This window comes from Loktanella salsilacus, assembly GCF_900114485.1.
Taxonomy (GTDB): domain Bacteria; phylum Pseudomonadota; class Alphaproteobacteria; order Rhodobacterales; family Rhodobacteraceae; genus Loktanella; species Loktanella salsilacus.
Map to the genome: position 1 here is coordinate 1 of NZ_FOTF01000038.1, position 22735 is coordinate 22735.

At 61.1% G+C, this 22735-nt stretch carries 15 protein-coding genes; 4 read left to right on the forward strand and 11 right to left on the reverse strand.

Annotation, left to right across the window (positions count from 1 at the left end; all coding sequences use genetic code 11):
• Window positions 1-326: transposase (locus tag BM131_RS18650; RefSeq protein WP_139222716.1), on the forward strand; the 326-nt coding region annotated here is incomplete at its 5' end.
• Between the two features lie 110 nt (window positions 327-436).
• Here BM131_RS18650 and BM131_RS18655 read toward each other — a convergent pair.
• The 6 genes from BM131_RS18655 to BM131_RS18680 all read right to left on the reverse strand — a co-directional run bounded on the left by BM131_RS18655 (window position 437) and on the right by BM131_RS18680 (window position 7478).
• Window positions 437-1288, reverse strand: a complete 852-nt coding sequence (locus BM131_RS18655) for a helix-turn-helix transcriptional regulator (protein WP_090191871.1) — start codon at window positions 1286-1288, stop codon at window positions 437-439.
• A gap of 311 nt (window positions 1289-1599) precedes the next feature.
• Entirely contained in the window at window positions 1600-3036 is a 1437-nt protein-coding gene (pelG, locus tag BM131_RS18660; protein ID WP_090191873.1) for an exopolysaccharide Pel transporter PelG, read from the reverse strand.
• The gene (gene pelF / locus BM131_RS18665; RefSeq protein ID WP_090191875.1) at window positions 3033-4541 is read right to left on the reverse strand and encodes a GT4 family glycosyltransferase PelF; all 1509 of its coding nucleotides are present in this window, start codon (window positions 4539-4541) and stop codon (window positions 3033-3035) included. Before pelF ends, pelG begins: the two co-directional genes overlap by 4 nt.
• Window positions 4538-5398 carry a hypothetical protein gene (locus BM131_RS18670; protein WP_090191876.1) on the reverse strand — a complete coding sequence of 287 codons (861 nt, stop codon included), beginning with the start codon at window positions 5396-5398 and terminating at the stop codon, window positions 4538-4540. The genes pelF and BM131_RS18670 overlap by 4 nt, the downstream gene beginning before the upstream one ends.
• A complete protein-coding gene (locus tag BM131_RS18675; protein ID WP_090191878.1) occupies window positions 5395-5988 on the reverse strand; it encodes a hypothetical protein in 594 nt (197 codons plus the stop codon). The genes BM131_RS18670 and BM131_RS18675 overlap by 4 nt, the downstream gene beginning before the upstream one ends.
• Window positions 5985-7478: a polysaccharide biosynthesis/export family protein gene (locus BM131_RS18680; protein ID WP_139222717.1), complete on the reverse strand. Its 1494-nt coding sequence runs from the start codon at window positions 7476-7478 to the stop codon at window positions 5985-5987. The genes BM131_RS18675 and BM131_RS18680 overlap by 4 nt, the downstream gene beginning before the upstream one ends.
• A 333-nt stretch (window positions 7479-7811) precedes the next feature.
• Between BM131_RS18680 and BM131_RS18685 the strand changes: the two genes are divergently transcribed.
• On the forward strand, window positions 7812-10040 hold the full coding sequence (locus tag BM131_RS18685) for a polysaccharide deacetylase family protein (RefSeq protein WP_090191881.1): 2229 nt from the start codon (window positions 7812-7814) through the stop codon (window positions 10038-10040).
• A 5-nt stretch (window positions 10041-10045) separates the two neighbouring features.
• Window positions 10046-11395 (forward strand): tetratricopeptide repeat protein, encoded by a 1350-nt coding sequence (locus tag BM131_RS18690; protein WP_090191882.1) that lies wholly within the window; start codon window positions 10046-10048, stop codon window positions 11393-11395.
• On the opposite strand, the gene BM131_RS18695 is transcribed toward BM131_RS18690, so the two are convergent.
• The 5 genes from BM131_RS18695 to BM131_RS18715 form a co-directional block, all read right to left on the reverse strand.
• Window positions 11352-12452 carry an endo alpha-1,4 polygalactosaminidase gene (locus tag BM131_RS18695; RefSeq protein WP_090191884.1) on the reverse strand — a complete coding sequence of 367 codons (1101 nt, stop codon included), beginning with the start codon at window positions 12450-12452 and terminating at the stop codon, window positions 11352-11354. The two genes, BM131_RS18690 and BM131_RS18695, sit on opposite strands and share 44 nt — an antisense overlap.
• 65 nt (window positions 12453-12517) lie before the next feature.
• Window positions 12518-13651: a UDP-glucose 4-epimerase GalE gene (gene galE / locus BM131_RS18700; RefSeq protein ID WP_090191886.1), complete on the reverse strand. Its 1134-nt coding sequence runs from the start codon at window positions 13649-13651 to the stop codon at window positions 12518-12520.
• Between the two features lie 24 nt (window positions 13652-13675).
• Window positions 13676-15502, reverse strand: a complete 1827-nt coding sequence (glmS, locus tag BM131_RS18705) for a glutamine--fructose-6-phosphate transaminase (isomerizing) (RefSeq protein ID WP_090191888.1) — start codon at window positions 15500-15502, stop codon at window positions 13676-13678.
• 17 nt (window positions 15503-15519) lie between these two features.
• On the reverse strand, window positions 15520-16908 hold the full coding sequence (gene glmM / locus BM131_RS18710) for a phosphoglucosamine mutase (RefSeq protein ID WP_090191890.1): 1389 nt from the start codon (window positions 16906-16908) through the stop codon (window positions 15520-15522).
• Between the two features lie 73 nt (window positions 16909-16981).
• Window positions 16982-20941: a hypothetical protein gene (locus tag BM131_RS18715; protein WP_090191891.1), complete on the reverse strand. Its 3960-nt coding sequence runs from the start codon at window positions 20939-20941 to the stop codon at window positions 16982-16984.
• Between the two features lie 401 nt (window positions 20942-21342).
• Here BM131_RS18715 and BM131_RS18720 point away from each other — a divergent pair.
• Window positions 21343-22298, forward strand: a protein-coding gene (locus BM131_RS18720; protein WP_245754323.1) for an IS5 family transposase whose coding sequence is annotated in 2 segments (ribosomal slippage) — window positions 21343-21865 and window positions 21865-22298 — 957 coding nt in all. Because the reading frame shifts where the segments join, the coding sequence is not laid out codon by codon here.
• The last annotated feature ends 437 nt before the right edge of the window (window positions 22299-22735 follow it).

Below are 22735 nucleotides of genomic sequence, written 5' to 3' on the forward strand. Positions count from 1 at the left end.
GGGATGGCGCACCCGATGTGCTGAAAGCGATCGCCTCGCGCTATCCATCATTGCGACATGTATTTGCGGATGGCGGGTATGCAGGGCCCAAACTGCGGGACGCGCTAAAGGCCCTCGGCCGATGGACCGTCCAGATCGTCAAACGCTCTGACACCGCGGAGGGCTTTGAAGTGCTGCCGCGACGGTGGGTCGTCGAGCGCACCTTCGCCTGGCTGAACCGATGTCGCCGCCTATCGAAAGATTGGGAAAAATCCATCGCAAGCGCAGAGGCTTGGATCCTCATCGCACACATCAGACGCGTCACACGGCATCTCGCAAGGGATTGAGAAGGTGCAGTTAGTTTTGAATCAGACTCTCAGACAACTTCCACGTCATAACCCAAGAGAACTTTCGGGTTTTGAAGTAATGGCGGTATAATCGTTAAAATATAAAAATATTACGGGTGTAAATCATCAATGAACAGGCGCCCGTTCTTCTCCCGCGGTGCCGTTTGCGCCATCTTGTGCCTCCAGTTTGCACTCCGTGCGGACGACATAATCAGCGCAAGCTGCGTGCGATTGTTCATCCCGAACTTCCTCATCAGGTGACGGATATGGACCTTGACCGTGGATTCTGAAAGGTTAAGGGATCTTCCGATTTCTTTGTTAGACCAGCCTTTTTCCAAGGAGAGCATGACGTCGTTCTGGCGCTCTGTTAGTGTAACGCCGTCATCAGGGGCGGCCATTCTGGCTCCCTCCGCAAGCGGGTCCATCGCACCTCCAGCACTCTGACCGACATTTGCAAGCATGTCAGCGCTTTTGATTGCTTTGGGATCTGTGTAGCGCACACGGGTCGGCGCAGCTGACATTGGTATTTTAGCATCGACATCGCTGACTGCGTGCGGAAAGTAGTGTCCACCAGAAAAGATAAAACGAATTGCAGCGATCGCGATTTCGGGCCGCGTATGCGTCGGAACGATACCGCTGATCCCGACATTAATCGCGGCGCGAATGTCTTCCGCTACAACCTGGTCAGACAAAAGAATTAGGGGACGGTCCTGCAGGGCAATCCGGCACGTCCGGATGATTTCCTGGACCTTCACGTCGGTCAGTGACTCTGCCCCGACGACATAAATACAAGCATCTTGCCCGGATAGCGCTTCATCCAAACAAAGCGACGAGGCATCGGATATTGTGACGTCGGTACCATCCGGATCGAAACCGAGGCCCGCCCGCGAGAGTAAAGCAGCATATCCTGATGCCCGCATATAATGGTCATCGAGAATCGTGATTTTCTTAATGGTTTTCATAATCTGTTCCAATTTTTGAAAAATTGCATGAATCTCAAATTAGGCTACAGGTCGCTGTAATATACATTATTTTTTTTGTTGATAATTAACACATTGCCCTAATTATGTTAAGGCTTAATACTAATAGTATGTCTTTGTTATTGGATTAGACCACTGTCTTTTAGTTATGGTTGTAAGCTTGCACGCGCACGATGAGGCGGCTTCGCCGGGGACCGCGGGGGCACCACGGACAACTGGTAGCACATTACATCAGGTTCTCAATTTCAGGACTGACGAGCCCGAAAATCATGCGGGCAGCTTAAATGACGCTATCATCGATCCCGTAATGCGTGGCTAAGTCTGGCGTAAATGCCATCATTTTCACCGAGGAACGTCAGATAGTCAAGGCTCGTCAAGGCGCGGTAGGCACAGACGAAGGCCGCCCCGGCCGCAATGAGGGCACTGGTGAAGAAGGCGTAAGCCGAAAACCCAACGACGACATAGAACAGGATGCTAGTGAACAGATTGCAGATGAGGAAGCCCAGTTGCAGCAGCAGGAAGACCAGACTTCGGTTGCAGACCAAGATGACGGCACAGCAGACGAAGAAAATGGAATGGAAGAAGACGCCTATCAGTCCGACACGCAGGGTCAGGATCTGATCGAAGTTGAAGCCGAGGATCGTGGCCGCAGCAGGGGCCATCAGCACCGCGCAGGCCGTGAGGGTCCCCTGCAGGAAGACTACCGAAAACAGGCCGGTCCAGATCGACAGGCTCAGGGCAGCGACGGTCTGCCGTAGGCGCGCGTGGGTTGCGCCGTCGCGCACATCGGCCCTAAACCGTTCGACACCACGGCGCAAATCGCCGTCGCGGAACAGGAGCAAGGCGGCATAGGTCGGGATCGCCGATAAATGCGCCACGAACATGACAGTGTCGTAGGGATTGAAATGGGCGAAACCCGCGTCGGACCGCGCGGCAGACGGCGTCACCCAGTAGACCCATTTGTCGATCCAGACGGCTGCGATGGCAAATAGGATGCCCCACCCCACCATACGCAGTTGCCCTGCCGCAGACCAGAGCCGGTGTGCTGCCGCTACCGTATCGCCCGCCTGCCCACCTGCGGCGTGGCGGACCCTGATCAGCGCCATGCAGACCGACAGCACTATACCGGCCGCGAAGGACCAGATCAGGATTTCGGTGCTGATGCCCGCGCGGGTCGCCCACACGATGCAGGTCAGCGCAAAGACGATCCCGCTGATGAAGGACCAGACGAGGAAGGAATAGGCCTTCAGCGCGGTCAGGATCGCAAAACTGGTCCACAGCAGGGCGGCCGCACCGGTCAGCACGACGAAGGCAGCGGCCACTTCGACCGGGCCTATTCCCATGATGATGACCATCGCAATGGTCAGGCCTTCCGCCACCAGTGCAGAGCCAAGGGCGGCCACGAGGAAGATCGCGGGTGCCTGTCGGATTAGCCCCGATTCGCTTTCTTCCGCGACAAGCCGTGCTGCGACAGCCCCGATCGGACCGGCGACCAGCGGCGCGATGCAGAAGGCGTAGACGACCGTCAGACGCAGATCCTCGACCGCGGCCAGACCGACGATGGGCTGCACCGTGACGGACACGAGGCCAAGTGCGATGACGGAGACGAGCCAGGGGCCGGCGGCGATTATCACGGCGCTGGCGAACCGCTGCACGGGGCCCAAGAGGTGTCCGCCGAGGATCCATCTGAATAGGCCGACCACTGTCCCCGTTGCTGGCCGGGCCGTCATGCGGACAACAGCGATTCGTAGAGCGCCGCGTAACGCTGGGCCGACATTTCCGAAGTGAAATAGGTCTCGACGCGCTTCTTCAGCGTGGCGCCGCAGGCTTGTCGCAACGCGGGATCGGCCAGCAGCTCGACGATCGCGTGGCCGATCGCATCGGCATTCATCGGCGGCACCACGCGACCGGCGCTGCCCAGCGGCGGGTGTTCATCGGGCGCGCCTTCGATGATCTCGCGGCACGATCCCACGTCAGTGGCGACGCAAGGCAGCCCGGCCGCCCCCGCCTCGAGCAAGACGAGTGGTTGCGCCTCGCTGATCGAGGTTAGGACCATGACATCGATCCGGCCGAGGTAGTCCACGATGTTGACCTTGCCGGTAAACACGATGGTATCCTGCAGGCCAAGTTCGGCAATACGACGCTGGCAGAGCGCGAAATAGTCAGGGTCCTCGTCGGTCGGTCCGATCAGCAGCATTTCAACGTCGGGGATCGCCCGTTTGACGACCGCTGCAGCAGCGATGTAGGCCTCGATGTCCTTGATCGGAACGACACGGCCGATGAGTGCGGCCGTCGGCCGTGCGGCCGGCGTTCTGGGAATCGCGTTGAAGCGTTCAAGCACGATGCCGTTCGGGATGACCAGCAGCTTGTCCTCTTCGGCGCCCAGTGAGCGCTGAAAGGTCTGGTTCTGGCCGTAGAGTGTCGTGATCCGGTCCGTGCCGCCATAACACAGGCGCGCAAAGGTTTCGAAGGTCTCGATCCAGACATCGCGCACGTCCGTGCGACAGTCGCCTCCACCAAGGCCTACCGCGATGCGATCCTCGATCCAATCGGCCATGATCAAGTCGATGCGCCGCTCGTTGGTATAGATACCGTGTTCGGTGATGGCGGACCTCGCATTCGTCCGACGGGCCGCCCCGACCGCGTAGAGACCCGCAAATCCCGTCGAGATGGCATGATAGACCCGAGCACGCGGAACCGGGGCCGTAAGAACCGAAAGCAGCCCACCGACGAGATATTGCCAGGCCCAGAAGAAATCCGAAAATGCCGCCTGCGGCGCGAGGCGGCCGTAGCAGTCGACCATGGCGTCCCACGCGGGTCGCGAACAGACCAGATCGGTCAGTGTCGGCGGGGCCGGTTTCGCGAACCGGTGGAGGCCCGAGCGTCCGATCTGGGTCTGCGCAAGCTGCGTCAGGCCGTCCATCGCCGCCAGATCGCCATCGCGCAAAACGCCGTGCAGCAAATCCGCGAGGACGGCGGGGTCGATTAGGGGCTGCGAGACCGTCAACTTCTTGAACTGCGGCGCCAGCGCGACGGTCTGAAAATGCGCGACATTGGGCGGCAGCGCATACTTCATCTCACGCGGCTGCGCATCGGCCACGACTGCCACAACACCGAACGTCGTATCAGGCTGTTTCAGCATAAGCCAGTCAAGCCAAGACGACACGCCACCGGCAACGAAAGGGTAGCATCCTTCCACCACGATGCAGACATCCAGGTCTTTGTCACCGGTCATGCGATCCCCCCGCAGGCATGCCGTTTCAGCGATGGCGGACGGACCAGTGTAGCATCCGGCGCAGCAATCCACTCCTCAAATGGCAGTCCGCCTAGCACTGTCGGACGGGTGGCCACAGCGCCGAGGGCTGTTGCAGTTTCATGGTCGACAAAGCCGGACATGGCGATGGCGCGCGCTTCGGCTGCCAATGCGGGCAACACGGTCTCGCCTGTGGTCTGTTGCAGGACGATCTTGCAGCGCTGGGTAAAGACGCCGCGCAGCTTTGCGAAGACCGCGGCGGCCTGCACGCGGATTGCCGGAATTTCGGATGCCAGTGCCTGTTGCAAGGCCGGCATCATATCAGGTGTGTAACGCTGAGAGATTGCGGCGATCGCGTCCTGTTGCAGGGCCAGCGACCCCGAGAGGAAGATCGACACGAAGTCTGCGGTCCCGGTTCCGGTTCCGGTGGCCCGGCGGCGCTGCTGCGTGATCTGGCTGTGCAGAACATCGGCAATTGAAGGGGTCTTCTGGTCCGTGGGCCGCGATGGCACCCTCGCCATTGTGGGGCCGTCCGACAAGTCTATAATGACGAGGACAAGACCCCCGATCGGACCCAGCACAAAGCAGGTCAACATGGCGCTGACGATGGCGATCCAGTGGCGCCGCTGAAATGGCCACGCGGCGGCGGACAGGACGCAGGTCGCAGCGCCGTGCCACAGCAGTGCCGTCATGGTCGTCGTGTCACTCAACGCCCAGCCCCAGATCAGGAACAGATCAAGGGCGGCCATTGCGATTGACAGGGGCTGCGCCCCGCAGATCCGCGGAACGGTGTCCGGCATGTGCGGGCGCAAGGGTTCCGCTTCGGCTGCAAAGCTCATGCGGCCCCCGCGACGGTCATCCCGGCATCGGGGTCAGCATCGCCGACGGGCGGCGTCGGGTTATCGCCGGCCTTTGGCGGTTGCAAGTCAGCCCCCGTTGCGGCGCGCAATTCTAGAGTGATGATCTCTTGATCGAGCAGCTCGATCTCTTGTGCGAAGTCCGTCACCATGCCCGTGAGGCGCGTCACCTCGGCGGCCAATTGCATTTCATGGCGGATCTGCTGCTGGCGAAACGCACCGATGACGATCGCAGCCAGCAGCCATTGCACCGGTACGATCGCTGCCGAGACATAATGCGCAGTGATGTCGACGCCGATCGGTCGGGGCGGCCAGTCCATCACTAGCGCGGCGAAGGCCGCAGTCAGGACACCTGTCAGGATGCCGCCCTGTGCCGAAGCGAGGATCACCAAAATCCAGTAGGGATGCGCAGAGAGCGTCGCGTAAAATCCCTCGCCAAAAAACAGCGGCTCTGCGGCGCGCACGACCAGAAGCAGGACCACAACGCCGATCATCTCGCGCAGGACGGTCATGACGCCCCCGCTTGGAAATCCGCCAGGCGGGTCCATGGCGATGTCGGGCGCGTCGGTCACTGCGCTGCAGCCGTGATCAGGGTTTCCGGTTGGTCCAAGCCCGTGAAGGCCGTCGGCACTTCGCGTTGCACGGCGCGCGTGTCGGCGGATTTGACAGCGACAAGATCGCCCGGCCGCACGACGGTGTCGAAGCTGGCCGCGAACTTGGCCGTGCCGGACAAGGTCGGACGCTCGATGGTCACGACAAAGGACTGCTCGGGTATGTCGTCCCCGACGTCAAGTTGCTGGCGGACGGTGCGCAACTCTCCAGCGATAGCCGCCCGCGCCTTGCTGGTCTCGACCATGAAAGTCGCGATCTGCAGGCGGTGGCTGGCGTCATGCAATGTCCGGTCGTGCTGGACCATATGCAGCTCGCCCTCGAGGGCCGCAAGGGCATCACGCTTGTCCAGCACGACCCGCGACATATCCATGCGACGCAGCGTCGCCTCGTCCACATTTGCGTTGTTCGACAGGCGCCGCGACAGAAAGTCCACCCGGATCGCTTCGCGCTCCTCAAGGTAGACCAGCTGGCTTTCGGCGGCTTCGAGACTTTCGCGCGCCGCAGCGATCCGGCTTTCAAGGTCCGCGGTCCGTCTGTTAATCCGACTCGACTCTTCTGCCTGTTCGTCAAGCTGGGCCATGAGAAGAGCCCTTTCAAAAACGACGCGTTCCGTGCCCAGCGCATCGGCAACAGACGTCCATTTTGAATCGTCCTTCGCAAGCTCGTAATCGCCGTCAAGCACCGCGTCGAACCGGGCGCGCTCAATGATGAGGCTCGCATCCTGCATCGACAGTTCGCCTTCGCGCGCGGACAACGTTGCGACCTGTTGCGGTGAGGGAGGGTCAAACTGCTGGATCGCACCCGCTTGGGCCAGCACCCGTTCCACGGTCAGACCCGGCGCATAGGCATGGGCACCAGGGGTCCTGACCACGCCGCTGACAAGGACGGGAGGACGCGAGGCAAAGCCCGCACTGACGCTGGCATTCACGCGCAGACGCTCGCTGATCGTCCGGCCGATCAGTGTTTCGGCGCAATCTAGACGTTGGCCGATGATGTCGACGTGGCCGATGGCCGGTAGCGACACGGAGCCGCTTGGTCCGATTTCGTAGGAACCGGATAGGTCGAGCCGTTCGAAAATGACGCGTTCCCTGTCAGTTGTGGCCTGTTCTGCCGGCAGCGGTGCCAGCGCGCTCTGCTCGAAGACCCGCAGGGTCAAACGGTCGCCCAGAACGACGACATCCGCGATGCCCCCATCGGGCATGCAGTCAGCCACCATCCCGGCAACGGTCTGGTCGACCGGCCCCGGATCGGTGCCGATCGCTGCCGTCTTCGTCGCGGGATTCCGGGTCGCGTCAACAGCGAGCGCGTCGGTTGCAGAGGCGGCCGGGGATGCGTTGCCACCACCCCCGGTCACGGGCGCATCCTGTGCCATGACCTTGTCGCGCAGGTCCGAAAAGCGCGATTCGACCGCATCGCCGAACGGCCGCAATTGGCGAAATACATTAGCCACAGGCTCCATTACCGCCTGCGGTCCATGTTCTGAAACGAATCTTTCCACGTAAAAGGCGCCAATTCCGACGCTGATAAGACATGTTGTGCCTAGAAAATTCCTGAATGTCCTTAAAAACATGATGAAAATCCTTTAGTTCGGAGCGGTCATCATCGACTTCGTCGTGGCCCGCCGCCATCAGACTAATTGCCAATGAATATTTAATTATGATAAATAACCAAAATTCGCAATTCAATTAGATGGAATTGGAGTGCTTCATTGGTATTAGCTCGGCATACGCCTAAAGGTTCAAAAGACCGCAGAAATGTCATTATTCGAAAGACGTATGTTCTGATGTCCTGTGCCGTGGTCGCCTGTGCCGCGGGGGCAAGGGACGCCAGAGCCTGCCGCGATGCGCTCGAAGTGCCGCGCACCATCCTCGCGCTGTATGACGGCACGCAACTGGCGTCGTCCCGCATAAGCCCGATCCATCGCTACGCAGAGATGCCGCTGAATGATCTGGGCTACCGCCTCGTCTATCAGGACGTGGCGCATGGCCTTGGGACCATGCCGGATGTGCCCATCGCCGCAACCCTTTCGTGGTTCGAGGGACCGGTGCCCGACCCGGCGGGTCTGGCTGCGGGACTGGCGGACCTGCGCGACACCTGCGGACACGTCCCCGCGATGCTGACGCTCGGCGACATCGGACTGGACGACGCCACGATCGCGACCGCGGCGGGGGCCGCATATCTCGGACGTCTCGGAGTCGTTGCGGGGTCTGACCAGATTTCCGTGGGGACGAGCGCGATCGTCCAAAAGGTGGATGACCGTTTGATCGGGTACGACACGATGTTCGACATCCGTACCGGAATTCAGACGCGAATCATGGCGCGTGATCCGGCCGCTTCGTACCTGACACTGGACACCGGGTCCGACACGATTGACCTGCTGGTGATCTCGCCCGGTGCACTTTATGCCGATTCAAGCGTCTTAGTACGCGAAGATCCGCGTGGCGGCCCGCTCTGGGTTTCCGATCCCTTCGCGCTTTTTGAACTGGCTCTTGGCAGTTCTCAATGGCCGGTCCCCGATGTGACGACGCTTAGCGGTCGCAGGATCTATTTCGCCACGGTGGATTCCGATGGCTGGCTTCTACGCCTGCCCGCCCGCCAATTCGGTGACCAACCGCCCTTTGCATCAGAGGTGCTGGATTCAGATCTGATCTCTCCGTTCCCGGATCTGCCCGTCAGTGTAGCGCTGATTCAGAGTGATCTGGACGCGAACGTCGCAGGGATCGCGGCTGACCGTGGTCGCGCTGTCGCCAGCCACCTGTTCGGACAGCCACAGGTGCAACCTGCCACGTCGGGTGCCAGCATGATCTACAACTGGTCCTTCTTCGCCGACTATAATGCGCAGTCCGAGCAGGCGCTGCTGTTAGGGGGGGCGACCACTAGTGTCGACAGCGGCATGCTGGTGAATGCCATCCGCAGCCTTGGTGATCAGGTGTCGCCACGGTCCTTGCTGGGCGGTGGTGTGGGCGGGCCGCGCAAGTATGTCAACACGGCCTTCGACCTCTGGACGGAAACGGCGGGCGCAATTGCGGCCTCGGCAGCCATCGCGCCCGGCGACACCGCTCCGCCCCTTTACAGGTGGAGCGGTGACGCAATGCCATTTGCCGCCGCCCTTTCCAGCGTTTCCGCTGCCGGGTCGGAGAATCTTGGCGGTGGGGGCGGCCGTCTGACAATGGTGCGGCCATCCCTCGCCAATCTAATGCCGCTCGGCTTTCGCACGGATGCGGGACTTCAGGTTTACGATGCGCTCGACGGCGACGCCGACTATACGCAGGGCTGGACCAGCAACACCGCGGCCTTCTACGCGCTGCAGCAGACCTTGGACCGGACCGAGGCCCCCCGGCGTCTGAAGCCGTTCCAGCTGTCGTTTGCGGCCCGATCTGCCGTGGATTTTGCCAGCCGTAGCGCAGTGCGCGCGCATCTGGCGTATGCCCGAAGTGCAGAGGTGACGCCCGTGACAGCAGCCCGCTATGCGCGGGCGGTTATCGGATATGATGCGGTCCAGATTATCGCGGAGGGGCCGCTGACATGGCGCATCCAGGATCGCGGCGATCTTCAAACGGTCCGTTTTGACGATGCGGTCGCATGGTCCGTCGATCTGTCGCGGAGCAACGGCGTGCTGGGTGCGCGTCGCACGGGAACATCCCTCTACGTCGCGCTGGCCCCGGACAATGCGCAGCCGCGGGTCACCCTGCTTCAAAGCAATGCCGCGGCGGGACTGGTTCCGCAGGGCAGCACGCCGGCGCTTGTGCATGCGCGTGCGGAAATTTTGCAGTCTGCGCGCGATAACTGCATCAGCCGCATGGTCCTTCGGGGTTTCGGACCCGGCAATACCGAATGGCTGGGCGCGCCGGATCACGCCTACGACGTCGAGATGATGGAGAGCGACGGTCTAACCCCTGCGTTTTGGCAGACGCTGACATCCGATGCGGAGGGTCGGTTCAGCGTAGAGTTTCCCCTTCCAGGAAGTGCTCCGACCGCGATCCGGTTCACCGACGCCTGCAACGGGAGTTGAATGTCATGCAACGTTATGTCCTTGCGATCTCTGCGATATGTCTTCTGGCTGTCGGTGTCGTCGTGCTGCTGCAACCGGACCCGATGGTCAGGCTCGAGGCGGAATTGGCGAGCCTAGAGCCCCGCGATGCGCTTGACCGGCTGGCCGCGGCAGAGAAAGCTGGCCCCCTGAGCCGAAACCTTTACCTCATGCACGCCAGGCTTGACGTGGCCCACGGCAACTTCGAAGCGGCGCATCGGGAATATCTGCGCGTTCTGGTTGATGCCTCCGGGCATGCGAAGACCCTTGACGAAATGGCAGAACTGGCCGCGCTGCGCGGCGATCTGACCGCAGCGGTGCGGCTGCGAAAGCGGGGGTATTTTCAGGCACCGGACATGGTGCGCCGGCAGGATCTCGGCTATCTGCTGCGCCTGTCCGGCAATAGCAGGGCAGAGATGGAACTACTGCAAGATGTGTCACCGCGGCAACTGACCCCCTTCGAACAACAAAGGCTGTCAGAGCTGCTGCTGGCATCCGGTGATATCGCCGCCTACCGCGACGTGTTGGTTTTCCTGTCGAACGGGACGGATGAGACGGCATTGACGGCACGGCGGCAGCTGCTGCAACTGGATATTGAAACGGGTCAGCCCGATCAGGCCATGGCGCGCGCGTCAGACTGGAATACCGCCGCACCCGCGGACCGGGACACGCTGGACCAGAGCCTGCGGACGCTGATCGGGCGCGGTGCAACGACAGAGGCGTTGACTGTGGCAGAGCGGTCGATCGTTAACGATCCAGAGATCGGTGACGTTTCGGTCGATGCCTTTCTGGCCGCTGGCTACGGTGGCATTGGACGTCATCTGCAGACTCTCTGGCTCGACGCGGATCCCAACTTCGACTTGGCGGACTGGCTGGCGCTCGCACTGAACGCAGAGCGCAGTGGCGACATGGCGGCCCTGCGACGGGCGCTTGCACGACATACGACGGGCGATGCACCGCCGCCGCCAGCGGTCTTTCTGCAGATGCTGCGGTATCAGGGGGCGCGGGCGTTACTGCCCTATCGTGCCTTTATGACGCCTGACCTGTTCAGCCAGATGCCGCTACTGGGTGCCGCGTGGTGCAACCTGCACCGCGACATGCCACAGACCTTCGCTTACCTGCGTGATGCAGTCAACGCCACGGATCCACTGCTGACCGAATGGGACAGGCAGATCTGGATGCTCGTGGCGCAGGATCTGCGCGGCACGCCCTATTACCGCGACTTGCTGTCGGGGCCGTTGGCCGACAGCGGCATCACGACGCTGTTGCGCGCCAGCGTGCTGGGGCTGGTGCCTACGTCTTTCCCAGCAGCCGCACCGGCGGCGACAGGCGATTGAATCTGTCGTCGTCGGCGAAATAGGGCTTGAAGCCCGAGCGCGTCGATTCCTCGCCCAGCTTCCAGCGCAGGGTGTCGTCCTCGTCGCCGCCCTCGTGACGTGACAGCACATCGAGGGTCAGCACCGCGATGCCGTTGTTCTGGAAATCCTCGATCACCGCCTGCCGCGTCGTGTCGTTGGCCGGGTTGCCGAGGATGTTTTCGACCATGACCGCGTCGATCTTCGACAAATATGTGTCGAAGAGCCGCGATCCGTCGCCCTGTGCCGGGTCGCTCAATGCATCGCGGCCGATGAAGACAGCGTTGTTCACCACGACGAAGGCGTTGCAGTTCCATGCGCGCATCCGGTCGGTGACGGCGATCACCAGTTTCATCATGTCCTGCGCCAGATGGGCCGGAGTGACCGGCCCAGCCGGACGCGCCTCGTGCGACCAATCCAGATCGGGGTTCGCGACGTAGGAATAATATTGTAGCACGTCATCAAGAAAGAGCCCGTCGATGCCAGTCCGCATCAAGCGGTCGACCCGGGTCATCATCAGGTCCTGCCATTCGGGCGTCCAGTATGCGGCCAGATGGTCGCCATCGGGCAGGACCGGGCCGGACCACCGGGCCGCCCTATCGCTAGCCTGCTGCTCTATCCAGTAGTCGCGGTAGTCCTCGACCTCACCGATGTTGAGATACCCCAGCACCGGCCGCGATCCACCCTTGGAGATCACCGCGATTTCCGCGGGGCTGAAGAGAACCTCGCGACCGGTGTCACTGTAGCTGGCGCCGATGCGGGTCGCCTCCATGATCAGCAGGCCGTGCGGCTGTGCAGCAAGGCCGTCGGCGGAGTAGTCCTCGCCCCAATACTGCACACCGAACCCGTCGGCCAGTGCCCTTTCAAGGCGGAAGGACCGCAGTTTGACCCCATTCGCCGGACAGTCATCAGCCTCGGCGGTGGGCACGTCGGGCAATGCGCTGGCATCCGGTCCTGCTAGCGACAGGGGTGTCTGCCCATCGTCGGCAAGGGCTGCGGTTCCTGTCAACATCGCGATCAACCAGACCATGACATGCATCACTCTACCTTCTTTCTGATATGAAAACGGCCGGCTGGCCGAAACGCGGATGTGGACAGGCACCGTTAGATGGGCAATCCGGGTCTAAAGTCCTGCCTCTTTCCGGTGGCCGCCGGTGACACGGTGTGGAACATGCCGTGCGTGACGGCGGACCGTTCCACAGCATGCGCAACCTGAAAGGCCCAGTGATCGCGGCACATCTGCTGCAGGTCCCGGGTCGCCTGCCATCCCAGAAGGCGGTGCGCGCGGCCAGGATTGGCCAGAGAAGCGGCCGCGTCCCCGGGGCGGCGGGCGACGATATCGTAGGGGATTGCAATGCCGCACGCATGGGAAAAGGCAGAGATGACCTCAAGCACTGAATAGCCCCGTCCGGTCCCGAGGTTAAACCTCTGGTGGCGGTCCTCTTCGTCATCACTGCGATGCAGCAGACGTTCGATGGCCCGGCAGTGACCCTTTGCCAGATCGACCACATGGATGAAATCGCGCACGCCCGTGCCGTCCGGCGTGTCGTAGTCGCCCCCGAACACCTGCACCCTTGCGCGCTGGCCCGCAGCGGTTTGGGCCACGTAGGGAAAGAGGTTGTTCGGAACGCCCTGCGGGCTTTCCCCGATCAAGCCGCTGGCATGGGCGCCGACCGGATTAAAATAGCGCAGGGAGATCGCGTGAAGCTCTGGCCAGGCGATCACGAGATCATCGATCATCTCCTCGATCATCAGTTTGGTGCGGCCATAAGGATTGGTCACACCTGTCGGTGCCGTCTCGTCGATCGGCATGGCTTCAGGATAGCCGTAGACCGTGGCCGAAGACGAGAAGACGAGGTTTGACACGCCGGTCGCCTGCATCGCCTGAAAGAGCGAAATCGCGCCGAACAGGTTGTCGAAGAAGTAGAGCAGCGGGTCAGCAACGGATTCTCCGACGGCTTTCTTGCCGGCCAGATGGATGACCGCATCGACGCGGTAATTTTGCAGCACCTCCTCGACTACGCGACGGTCGCGCACGTCGCCCTCGATCAGCGTCACATCGCCCGCCGCGATCTGCGGAATGCGGGCCGCCACACCGCGGTCCGCGTTTTCGAAGTTATCCAGGATCACGACCCGGTAATTATCGTTCAGCAACTCGACCGCCACGTGAGAGCCGATGTAACCCGCGCCGCCCGTGGCAAGGATGCATGGTGTTCTGGATCTGAAGTCATGTCTCATAGCGGCGTCTCCCTTTTTCTACGGTCACTCGACGGTGACCGATTTTGCGAGGTTGCGGGGTTGATCGACGTCTGTGCCCCGGCACAGCGCAGTGTGGTAGGCAAGGAACTGGATCGCGACGGCATAGGCGAATGGCGCGACCAGCGGATCGACGTGGGGGATCGCGAGGCAATGCCAGGCCTCGTTACCGAATACTTGGCAGGCCGCGGCATCCCCTATGATTGCCACCCGCCCATTGCGCGCGATAACCTCGCGCAAGTTGGACAGCGATTTTTCCAGAAGCGGTCCCGACGGCGCCAGTGCGATGATCGGCGTGTGTTCATCGACAAGGGCAATCGGTCCGTGTTTGATTTCTCCTGCGGCATAACCTTCCGCGTGGATGTATGTTATTTCCTTGAGCTTTAGGGCACCTTCGAGCGCCAGCGGATACATCATTCCGCGCCCCAGGAAGAGAACGCTAGTTGCGTCCGAAATCTGCGCCGCGAGCGCCGCAAAATCGTTTTCCTGCGCCAACACTTCCGACAGGATGCGGGGTATCGTGGACAGCACATCGATCGCTGTGGTCTCTGCGTCGGGTCCGATGACGCCGCGCTTGCGGGCAATCATGAACGCTAGCAGAGCTATGCACATCAGTTGGGCCGTGAAGGCTTTGGTGGAGGCGACACCGATTTCCGGCCCGGCATGAATGGGCAGGACCACGTCGGCCTCTCGCGCAATGGTCGAGGTGGTGACGTTCACCAGGCCGAGGGTCTGCTGACCCTGCGCCTTGGCATACCGCAAGGCTGCAAGCGTATCCGCCGTCTCGCCGGATTGGCTGATCACCATCGTCACGCCATCCCGCGGCAACGGCGGCTCACGGTAGCGGAACTCCGACGCGATCTCCAACTCTACCGGCAGCCGCGCGATCTGTTCCAGCCAGATCTTGGCCACATGCCCCGCCAGATAGGCGGTGCCGCAGGCGACGATGGACAGGCGCGACACAGCGGACCAGTCGATGTGCTCGGCGTCGGAGGTGATCCTGTTGCGATCGCTCGACGTCCATGCACCAAGGGCGCGGGCCAGGACGGTCGGCTGTTCATGGATTTCCTTGGCCATGAAGTGGCGGTGCTGGCCTTTGTCGGCGATGAGGTGATCCAGTGCGATGACCTGGACGCGTCGGGTGACCGGATTGCCATGGCTGTCGTGTACCCGCATGTCGGTGCGCGAGACGACCGCCCAGTCGCCTTCTTCCAGATAGCAGATCCGGTTCGTCAGCGGCGCCAGTGCGATGGCGTCCGATCCCACGAACGTCTCTCCGTCGCCAAGGCCGATTACAAGTGGCGATCCGCGACGGGCGCAGATCAGCAGGTCCGGCGCAGTCTCGAACAGAAAGCACAGGGCATAGGTGCCTTCGAGACGGGCGATTGTGCCGGCCGCGGCGTCCTCTTCGCACAACCCGCGGCGCAGCATGTCGGCGCAGAGTATGGCGATGACTTCCGTGTCGGTGTCGGATTCGAAATGCGCGCCCCGTGACGTCAGCTCTTCGCGCAATGTGCGATAGTTCTCGATAATGCCATTGTGGACAACGCAAACCGAACCGGCGCGGTGGGGATGCGCGTTGGCCTCGGTCGGGCAGCCATGGGTCGCCCAGCGGGTGTGGCCGATGCCGCTGGTGCCGGGCAGCGGCGCGGTGCCCAGCACATCGGCCAACGCCGCGAGCTTGCCGGCGGCGCGGCGCCGGTCCAGAAAGCCCGCCGATACGGTCGCCACGCCGGCGCTGTCATAGCCCCGGTATTCCAGACGGCGCAGACCGTCCATCAGCAGCGGCGCTGCCGGTCTGTCTTTTGCGAGGACGCCAATGATGCCACACATGATCTTGTCCTTTCAATTCAGGCCGACAGTGATTTGAAAAGGGTGTGGACCCCCACCGCGTGCGCAGGTTGCGTCCGCGCCATGGCGTCGCCAATTTCCTCGGTCATGCTGTGCAGCAGCGCCTCATCCTCACCCTCTGCCATGACGCGAATTACTGGTTCTGTGCCCGACGGCCGCACCAGAATGCGTCCGGTATCGCCCAGACGCGCCCCGGCCGAGGCGATCAGCTTTTGGACCGCCTCCATTTCCAGCGGCTGGGCACCGGCCGCGACCTGCACGTTGCGCAGGACCTGCGGCATGGGTTTGAAGCGATTCATGGCAACCGAGGCTGCATCATCCATGCGCCGTATCGCAGCCAGAACCTGAAGGGCCGCAATAAGTCCGTCACCGGTGGTGACATGATCGGACATGATAATGTGACCGGACTGTTCGCCGCCAACATTGCAGCCCAAGGCGCGCATCCGTTCCACCACATGCCGGTCGCCGACTTGCGTGCGTTCGAGGGCAATGTTGTTTGCGGCCAGATGACGGGCGAGCCCCATGTTGGACATGACTGTCGCAACCAGCGTGTCGCGCCGCAGCGCATCGCGCCGTTTGGCCTCTGTGGCGATGACGGCCATGATCTGGTCGCCGTCGACGACCTTGCCTGTCTCATCGATCATGTGGACGCGGTCCGCATCGCCATCCAGCGCAATGCCAAGATCAGCGCCGTGGGCCACGACCGCCTCGCAGGCGGCCCGTGGTGCGGTCGACCCGCAGTCTTCGTTGATGTTGGTGCCGTTGGGCGTTGTCCCGATTTCGATCACCTCAGCGCCCAGTTCCCAGATCAGGCGCGGCGCCGCCCGGTGGGCGGCCCCGTTGGCGGCATCGACGACGATCTTCATGCCATCAAGCCGCATATCGCGCGGAAAGGTATGCTTGGCGAATTCGATGTAGCGATCAACAGCACCGTCGATGCGCATGGCGCGTCCGATGTGCGCAGGCTCTGCCATGGGGGCGTTCATCCGCAACCCGGCTTCGATAGCCTCTTCGTCCGCATCGGACAGCTTGAAGCCGTCCGGACCGAAGAACTTGATTCCGTTATCCCAGTGCGGATTATGTGAGGCCGAGATCATGACACCGGCGTCCGCCCGCATCGACCGGGTCAACATGCCGACGCCGGGTGTCGGCAGCGGCCCGGTCAGAATCACGTCCATCCCGGCCGCCGTAAAGCCCGCGACCAGCGCATGTTCCAGCATGTAACCGGACAAACGCGTGTCCTTGCCGATCACGACGGTATGGCGCCGCTTTGACCGCGTAAAATGCAGCCCGGCAATCTGTCCGAGGCGCAGCGCCATGTCCGCCGTCATGGGCCAGCGGTTGGCCCTGCCCCGCACGCCGTCGGTTCCAAAGATCTTCGTGTGCATATCATTCCCTCAATAAAATTCGATTTGTCGAGAAATGTTTGTAACTTGGCTTGAAAGAAGGGTGTGACGCGTATCAGGCCACTGCCGCCTCGAAGATCCGGATGTCGGTCGCCGTGACGTCACCGAATGCAAGATCTGCCAGCAACAAGCTACTGCCCGACCCAAAGGTCAGCAGCAGGCCGTCTGTGGTCTGTGCAAACTGCGCGGCCGCGTCGACGGCGTCGGCAAACCCCAGTCCGATAAGGTGCAGGATGTCGATCCCGCTCGTGAAATCTAGAACGGAATCGTTGCCACCGCCTGCCTCGAACACGAAGGTATCGATGCCGCCGGTCAGGTCCTTGTGGGTGCCTGAGCCGCCAGAGAGGACGTCATCGCCGGCACCGCCAGCCAGCACATCGTTGCCCGCGTTCCCGATCAGGATGTCCTTGCCGGCCTGACCCCGGATCGTGTCGTTCGCACTGCCACCGATTAGCAATTCGTCCGCCGCCGTCCCCAAGAACTCGCCGGTTCCGGTGGAATAATCAATGCCAACCGCATGGTTCGCCAAATTATTGGACGTTAAAACCAGGTTTCCGGTCGTGTCGATCTGACCGTTGTCCACCCCCGTCACCGTGATCCACTGGCTGCCCTGGGTGGCAAGGTCGACGACGGTATCGCCACGCCCATTGAAGACGAAATCCAGATCCTGCCCGTCGCCCCAGACGGAAATCAGTTCTGCGCGTTGTGCCAGTTCCGCAACGTGAGTGACGTCAGAGGTCTGCGCGCCCAGCGAAATCTCGAACGTGCCGCCGTTGCGAGGCACAAAGACGGCGTGATCGTTGTAGGCATACCAGTTCGCGACACTTGCAATGCGGCCTTCGTCCGTGACATCCAGCGCGAAGTGGCCGGCATCGGTCGATGTGACCTGCGCCGTGATCACGTCATTGCTGCGCGACGCCGAGAGCGCGCTGCCTTGAAAACTTTCAATACGGTGTGCCAGATCGACGCCCGTCACAAATTCGGTCCCATCGGCGGCGGCCGCAGATATGATGGCCTCGTACATGTCAAGGCTGTAGGTCGTATCGGCGAACCAGGTCGTTGCGCCGTAATCATGCCAAGGAAATGCAATGATCGGCGCATTTGCATTGCCGGTAATCGCTGCGTATTCCCGAAGCCAGACATCCGCGGCCTGCGCAGGCGTCAAACCCTGGAACTCGACAAGCGAAAAGTCGAAACTCACATTCGGCGCGAGATAGACCTTTTCCGTTTCGCCTGGCGTCAAAAACCCGAATGCTCCGGGATACCCGGCACCAATTCCGGAATAGCCGCCGCTGAGGTATTCGTAATACTGAATGATCTCGCGCGAGGTGTCGACACTCTCTGGTGCACCGGGCACCGCAGCGCCGGTGATTGTCATACCTAACCGGTCCTCGATGATCAGTTTCGAGGTCTCGAACTGGAAACGGTAGGAATTGAACAGCACATTCTGTTCGGCCTGCGTCAGCGTCGACGGGTCAACTGCGCCCGGATTTCGCGGATCGACCCGGGCGGCAAGGGCCAGGATGGCCGGCGTGTCGGCAGACAGCAGATTGGTGTCGTCGGGGTGGGTGTAGGAATGGGATCCGACCTCGCTCTCGAGGGCGATCAATCGCTGGTAGTAGTCCCCCGACACGGTCCAGTCAGTAGACTGATCGGGTGGATTAGCGCCGATGTCGATATAGTATGATCCGACGAAACCCCACTGGTTGTGCCAAGATTCGACGATGGGCAGCATCTTGTCGTAAATGCCCTGACCCGAGGTGCCTACATCGGAGCTCTCCATCGCCTGATCCATGTCGTTGCGCGCATAGAAGAGCGAACTGCCGCGCGTCATATTGAGCGAGACGTCAGGCGCGTTGTCGGTTGCGACCCAGTCCAGCGCGCTGCCCAGTACGTTGTTATTTCCCAGCAGGGCATCGGTCGCGAAATGCACGTTGCGCGCCGCCGTCGTCGTCGCAATCACCCCGTCCAGACGAAGGGTGTTCCCGCTTTCGTCGGTGACGATCTGGTCGAACAGGGTCTGCCCGTTGCCGTCCGGCGTTACATCGGTGAACGACAGGTATGACAGGTTGCCGTAGGCACCGATCTGCTGTCCCGACGAGTAGCTGCCCAAAAGTGTCTGCCCGGCCGCCGTCGCCTCCATCTGGATCCCGTTGGTCTGGCCGAAGCCTTCCAGCGTAACGCCTAGCAGGGACTGCATCCGCGCATAGGAATTGCCGGCCAGCGCGGAACCGGTCTCGTCGTTGGTCAGGAAGTTGCCCGCCGTGATCAGGCCAACGCCGTAGGCGCTGGCCGCCGTGGCCAAACTGGCAGCAATGGCATCAACCTGACCGGCCTTGACGTGGCTGAACCCCGGAAAAACCAGCGCGTCGTAAACAGCGAGGTTTAATGGGTTCAGCAGGTCGGCCTCGGTCAGCAGGTCGAAGGGAATACCGGCCTGCATGGCTTGGTTCTGGGCCGCCATGAACAATTGGCCGTAGTTCGTGAGGTTGTAGTAGTTCTGTGCTGTCGTCTCGGAATAGACGATGCCGATCCGCAAGCCGGGATCGTCGACCGCCGGTCCGGTGGGCGTCGAGATGACGAGGTTCGCACCGGCATAGGCTCCTGGCAGAAACACGCTGTTGTTGACGTCGGCCAGCACCCGGATGGATTGCGGTGACCCGGCCAGAAGGTCGCTCGCGATGGCGACCTCGAACCCGGACCCGTCTGCCGCGAGCCGGTACGTCAGGTCCGACACGAAGGTCTCTCCTGCCCCGCCGGAATAGAGCCGTGCCGTCCCATCGGCCGCAATGTTGACGTTGTATTCCGCCCCCCCAGCCCAACCCCAGATCTGGTGGCCGGTCGTGGTGTCGCGATCGGAGTCGATCCAGATCGTCGTCTCGGCACCGATCGCTGCGGCATTGCTTGCGATGGCCAACACGAAGGTGGTCCCCGCGGCTGTGACCTCTGCCCTGCCAAGCAGTCGGTCGTCGCCAGCGACAAGCGTATCCGCCATCGTCCATTCGGCGGCGTCTATCACGCCGTTAATCGTCGTGTTCCCGATCTGCACACTGGGCGGCTGGCCGACGATGAAATTCGACGTACTGTAGCTGTTTGGCAAAAAGATGCTGTCGTTCACGTCAGCAAGAACATGCACCTGTGACGGACTGCCCAGAAGGCTCGCGTCAATTGCGACTTCCAGAACCGAACCTTCGGCATTCAGTGCATACTGGACATCGCCGACCAGCGTCTCTCCTGCGCCGCCGGTATAAAGCCGCAGCTTACCATCCGCGCCCATGTTCAGATTGTATTCAGCGCCGCCGGTAAATCCCCATATCTGATAGCCGGTACCGGTATCGAGGTCGCTATCCAACCAGATCGTCGTGCCTGTGCCGATCGGCGTGCCGTCCGTACCGATGGCAAAGGTGAGGACATTCTGCTGCAAATCGCCGTGAAGGGCATACCCCGTGTGACCAGTCGAAGCGGTGTCGAGCCTTGTCCCAGCGCCCCATTCGCTCAGGTCGCCGTCGAGCGTCTTGCCGCCGGCGACGACCGGGCCCGGTGGCGCAGGGGGATCACCGACGATGAAATTCACATTGGCATAGTCGTTCGGCAGAAACACCGCGTTATTGACGTCCGAAAAGATGCGAAACTGTGCTGGGTTGCCGACCGCTGCACGATCAATGCGCAACTCCAGCGTGTCCCCCGTCGCGGAATAGGCAAAGGTCAGACCCTCGATCACGGCACCGCCTGGACCGCCTGCAAACAGCATAGGCATATTGTCGGCACCAATTTCGACGTGATACTCAATGCCGCCTGTCCATCCCCAGATCTGATAACCATTGGTGCGGTCGAGATCCGTGTCCAGCCAGATCGTCGTGCCGGCACCGATGGTGGCGTCGGCGGAGGTGATCGCAAGATAGATGAAGTCCGCGTCCGTCATGCCGTAGAGCCCGTAGCCCGGTGCGCCGGTCTGAACGGTGTCGAGCCGGGATCCGGCAGGCCAGTCCGTCAAGGCACCATCAATGATTGTCACGCGAGATCTCCCTTCGAACGAGCTGGCTCAGATGATCAAGCATCCGCGACGCGGCGGTGCTAAGGCAATTGACCATGCGGATGACCAGTCGGATGGGCTGGGACTTCCCTCCGGGATCGAGGGTGAATCATCTCAATATACTGTTAATGTTATCGATTTATTCTAAATAAAATGGAAAATGAAAATGGAGTGAAAATAATGCCCATCCGTGCGCCAATAACTTAACTCTTTCGAATGTGCTTCTAAGCCGATCGGGTCATATTGAGTGGCACCAAAAAAGGCAATTTAGGGAAACTCGATAGCTGCGACAGGTGGGTTCCCCACGCAAGTAACGTCTGAAAAACCTCCCGCTCTCAGCTTGATAGGGTAATCTCGGGCATCCCCTGCAAGGAGCCCTTCTGATGCCGAAGCAACCTGCATTTCCCGTCTTACACGACGTAATGAAGAAGAAGCAGACGCGGCGCGAGGTGTTCCTGTCCGAGATGGAGGCAGTGGTCCCGTGGAGGCGGCTGCTGGGATTGATCACACCGCATTATCCAAAAGCCCGCCTGAAGGACGGGCACCCGCCGATGCCGATTGAGATCATGCTACGCGTCTACTTCCTCCAGAACTGGTATGCCCTGAACGATCCGATGGTAGAGGAGACGCTCTACGATAGTGACGCGATGCGCTGTTTCACCGGCATCGATCTGGGCGATGACCGCATTCCGGACGACACTACCATCCTCAACTTCCGCCGTCTGCTGGAGCAACACGGGTTGACCGAGGCGATCTTTGCGGAAGTGAATGCGCATCTGGCAGACAAGGGCATCACCCTGCGCTCAGGTACGTTGGTGGATGCGACAATTATCGATGCGCCGTCATCGACCAAGAAAAAGGCGAAGGCGCGAGATCCCGAGATGTCGTCTATAAAGAAGGGTAATACTGGTTCTTCGGCTTGAAAGCCCACATTGGCGTCGACGCAGAGAGCGGCGTGATCCACAGCCTCGACACCTCTACTGCCAGGCTGCACGACAGTCAGGTATGGGACGCATTGCTGCATGGCAACGAGACCTCTGTCTGCGCCGACAAGGGCTACGTCAGCGCCGAGCGCGCGGCTGCGTTCAGTGGACCCGGCCAGTTCTGGGGCGTGATGCGTAAGGCCCCGACGGGCGAAAACTTGCATCCATTTAAGGAAAGCACCAACTGCATCATTGCCAAGGTAAGGGCCAGGGTTGAGCATCCTTTCCGGGTGATCAAATACCAGTTTGGCCATGTGAAGACCCGCTACTGCGGCCTCGCCAAGAACCGGGCCCAGCTCTTTACGCTATTTGCCCTCGGCAATCTGTTTCTGGTGCGACGAAAGCTGATGGCATAAGGACGAGGCCGCCCGAAAACGGGGTCAGGCCGCAAGAGCGGCACTGAGGGCAGGATTTAGACCGTTTTCGCATCCGAAATCAGCCCCCAAAAGCGCTCAGGCGGCAATCTCGGCACAGCCGGGAACGTTGATCAGATGTTCCGTAACATCAGCATCCTGATTTTGCACACGGATTCAGCTACCACTGAGGGATTCCTTATTTGACAACAACTTTGGCGCAGCCATTCTTCAAAAATTTATGGTGTTGGCAGCCGAAGGTGCACTGTGCGCGGCAATAATCTTCTTCTTTTTCCAATAGGTTTGCACTTAGAGTATGGCGGTTCAGTCCGCGACGCAGATCTAAGAGTCTGATTCAAAACTAACTGCACCTTCTCAATCCCTTGCGAGATGCCGTGTGACGCGTCTGATGTGTGCGATGAGGATCCAAGCCTCTGCGC

Excerpts from the sequence above, each read along its gene's own strand:
- glmS (WP_090191888.1), bottom strand. The coding sequence starts at position 15,502 with ATGTGTGGCATCATTGGCGTCCTCGCAAAAGACAGACCGGCAGCGCCG.
- pelG (WP_090191873.1), bottom strand. The coding sequence starts at position 3,036 with ATGACGGCCCGGCCAGCAACGGGGACAGTGGTCGGCCTATTCAGATGG.
- BM131_RS18690 (WP_090191882.1), top strand. The coding sequence starts at position 10,046 with ATGCAACGTTATGTCCTTGCGATCTCTGCGATATGTCTTCTGGCTGTC.
- glmM (WP_090191890.1), bottom strand. The coding sequence starts at position 16,908 with ATGCACACGAAGATCTTTGGAACCGACGGCGTGCGGGGCAGGGCCAAC.
- BM131_RS18670 (WP_090191876.1), bottom strand. The coding sequence starts at position 5,398 with ATGAGCTTTGCAGCCGAAGCGGAACCCTTGCGCCCGCACATGCCGGAC.
- BM131_RS18685 (WP_090191881.1), top strand. The coding sequence starts at position 7,812 with ATGTCCTGTGCCGTGGTCGCCTGTGCCGCGGGGGCAAGGGACGCCAGA.
- BM131_RS18695 (WP_090191884.1), bottom strand. The coding sequence starts at position 12,452 with ATGCATGTCATGGTCTGGTTGATCGCGATGTTGACAGGAACCGCAGCC.
- BM131_RS18655 (WP_090191871.1), bottom strand. The coding sequence starts at position 1,288 with ATGAAAACCATTAAGAAAATCACGATTCTCGATGACCATTATATGCGG.
- galE (WP_090191886.1), bottom strand. The coding sequence starts at position 13,651 with ATGAGACATGACTTCAGATCCAGAACACCATGCATCCTTGCCACGGGC.
- pelF (WP_090191875.1), bottom strand. The coding sequence starts at position 4,541 with ATGACCGGTGACAAAGACCTGGATGTCTGCATCGTGGTGGAAGGATGC.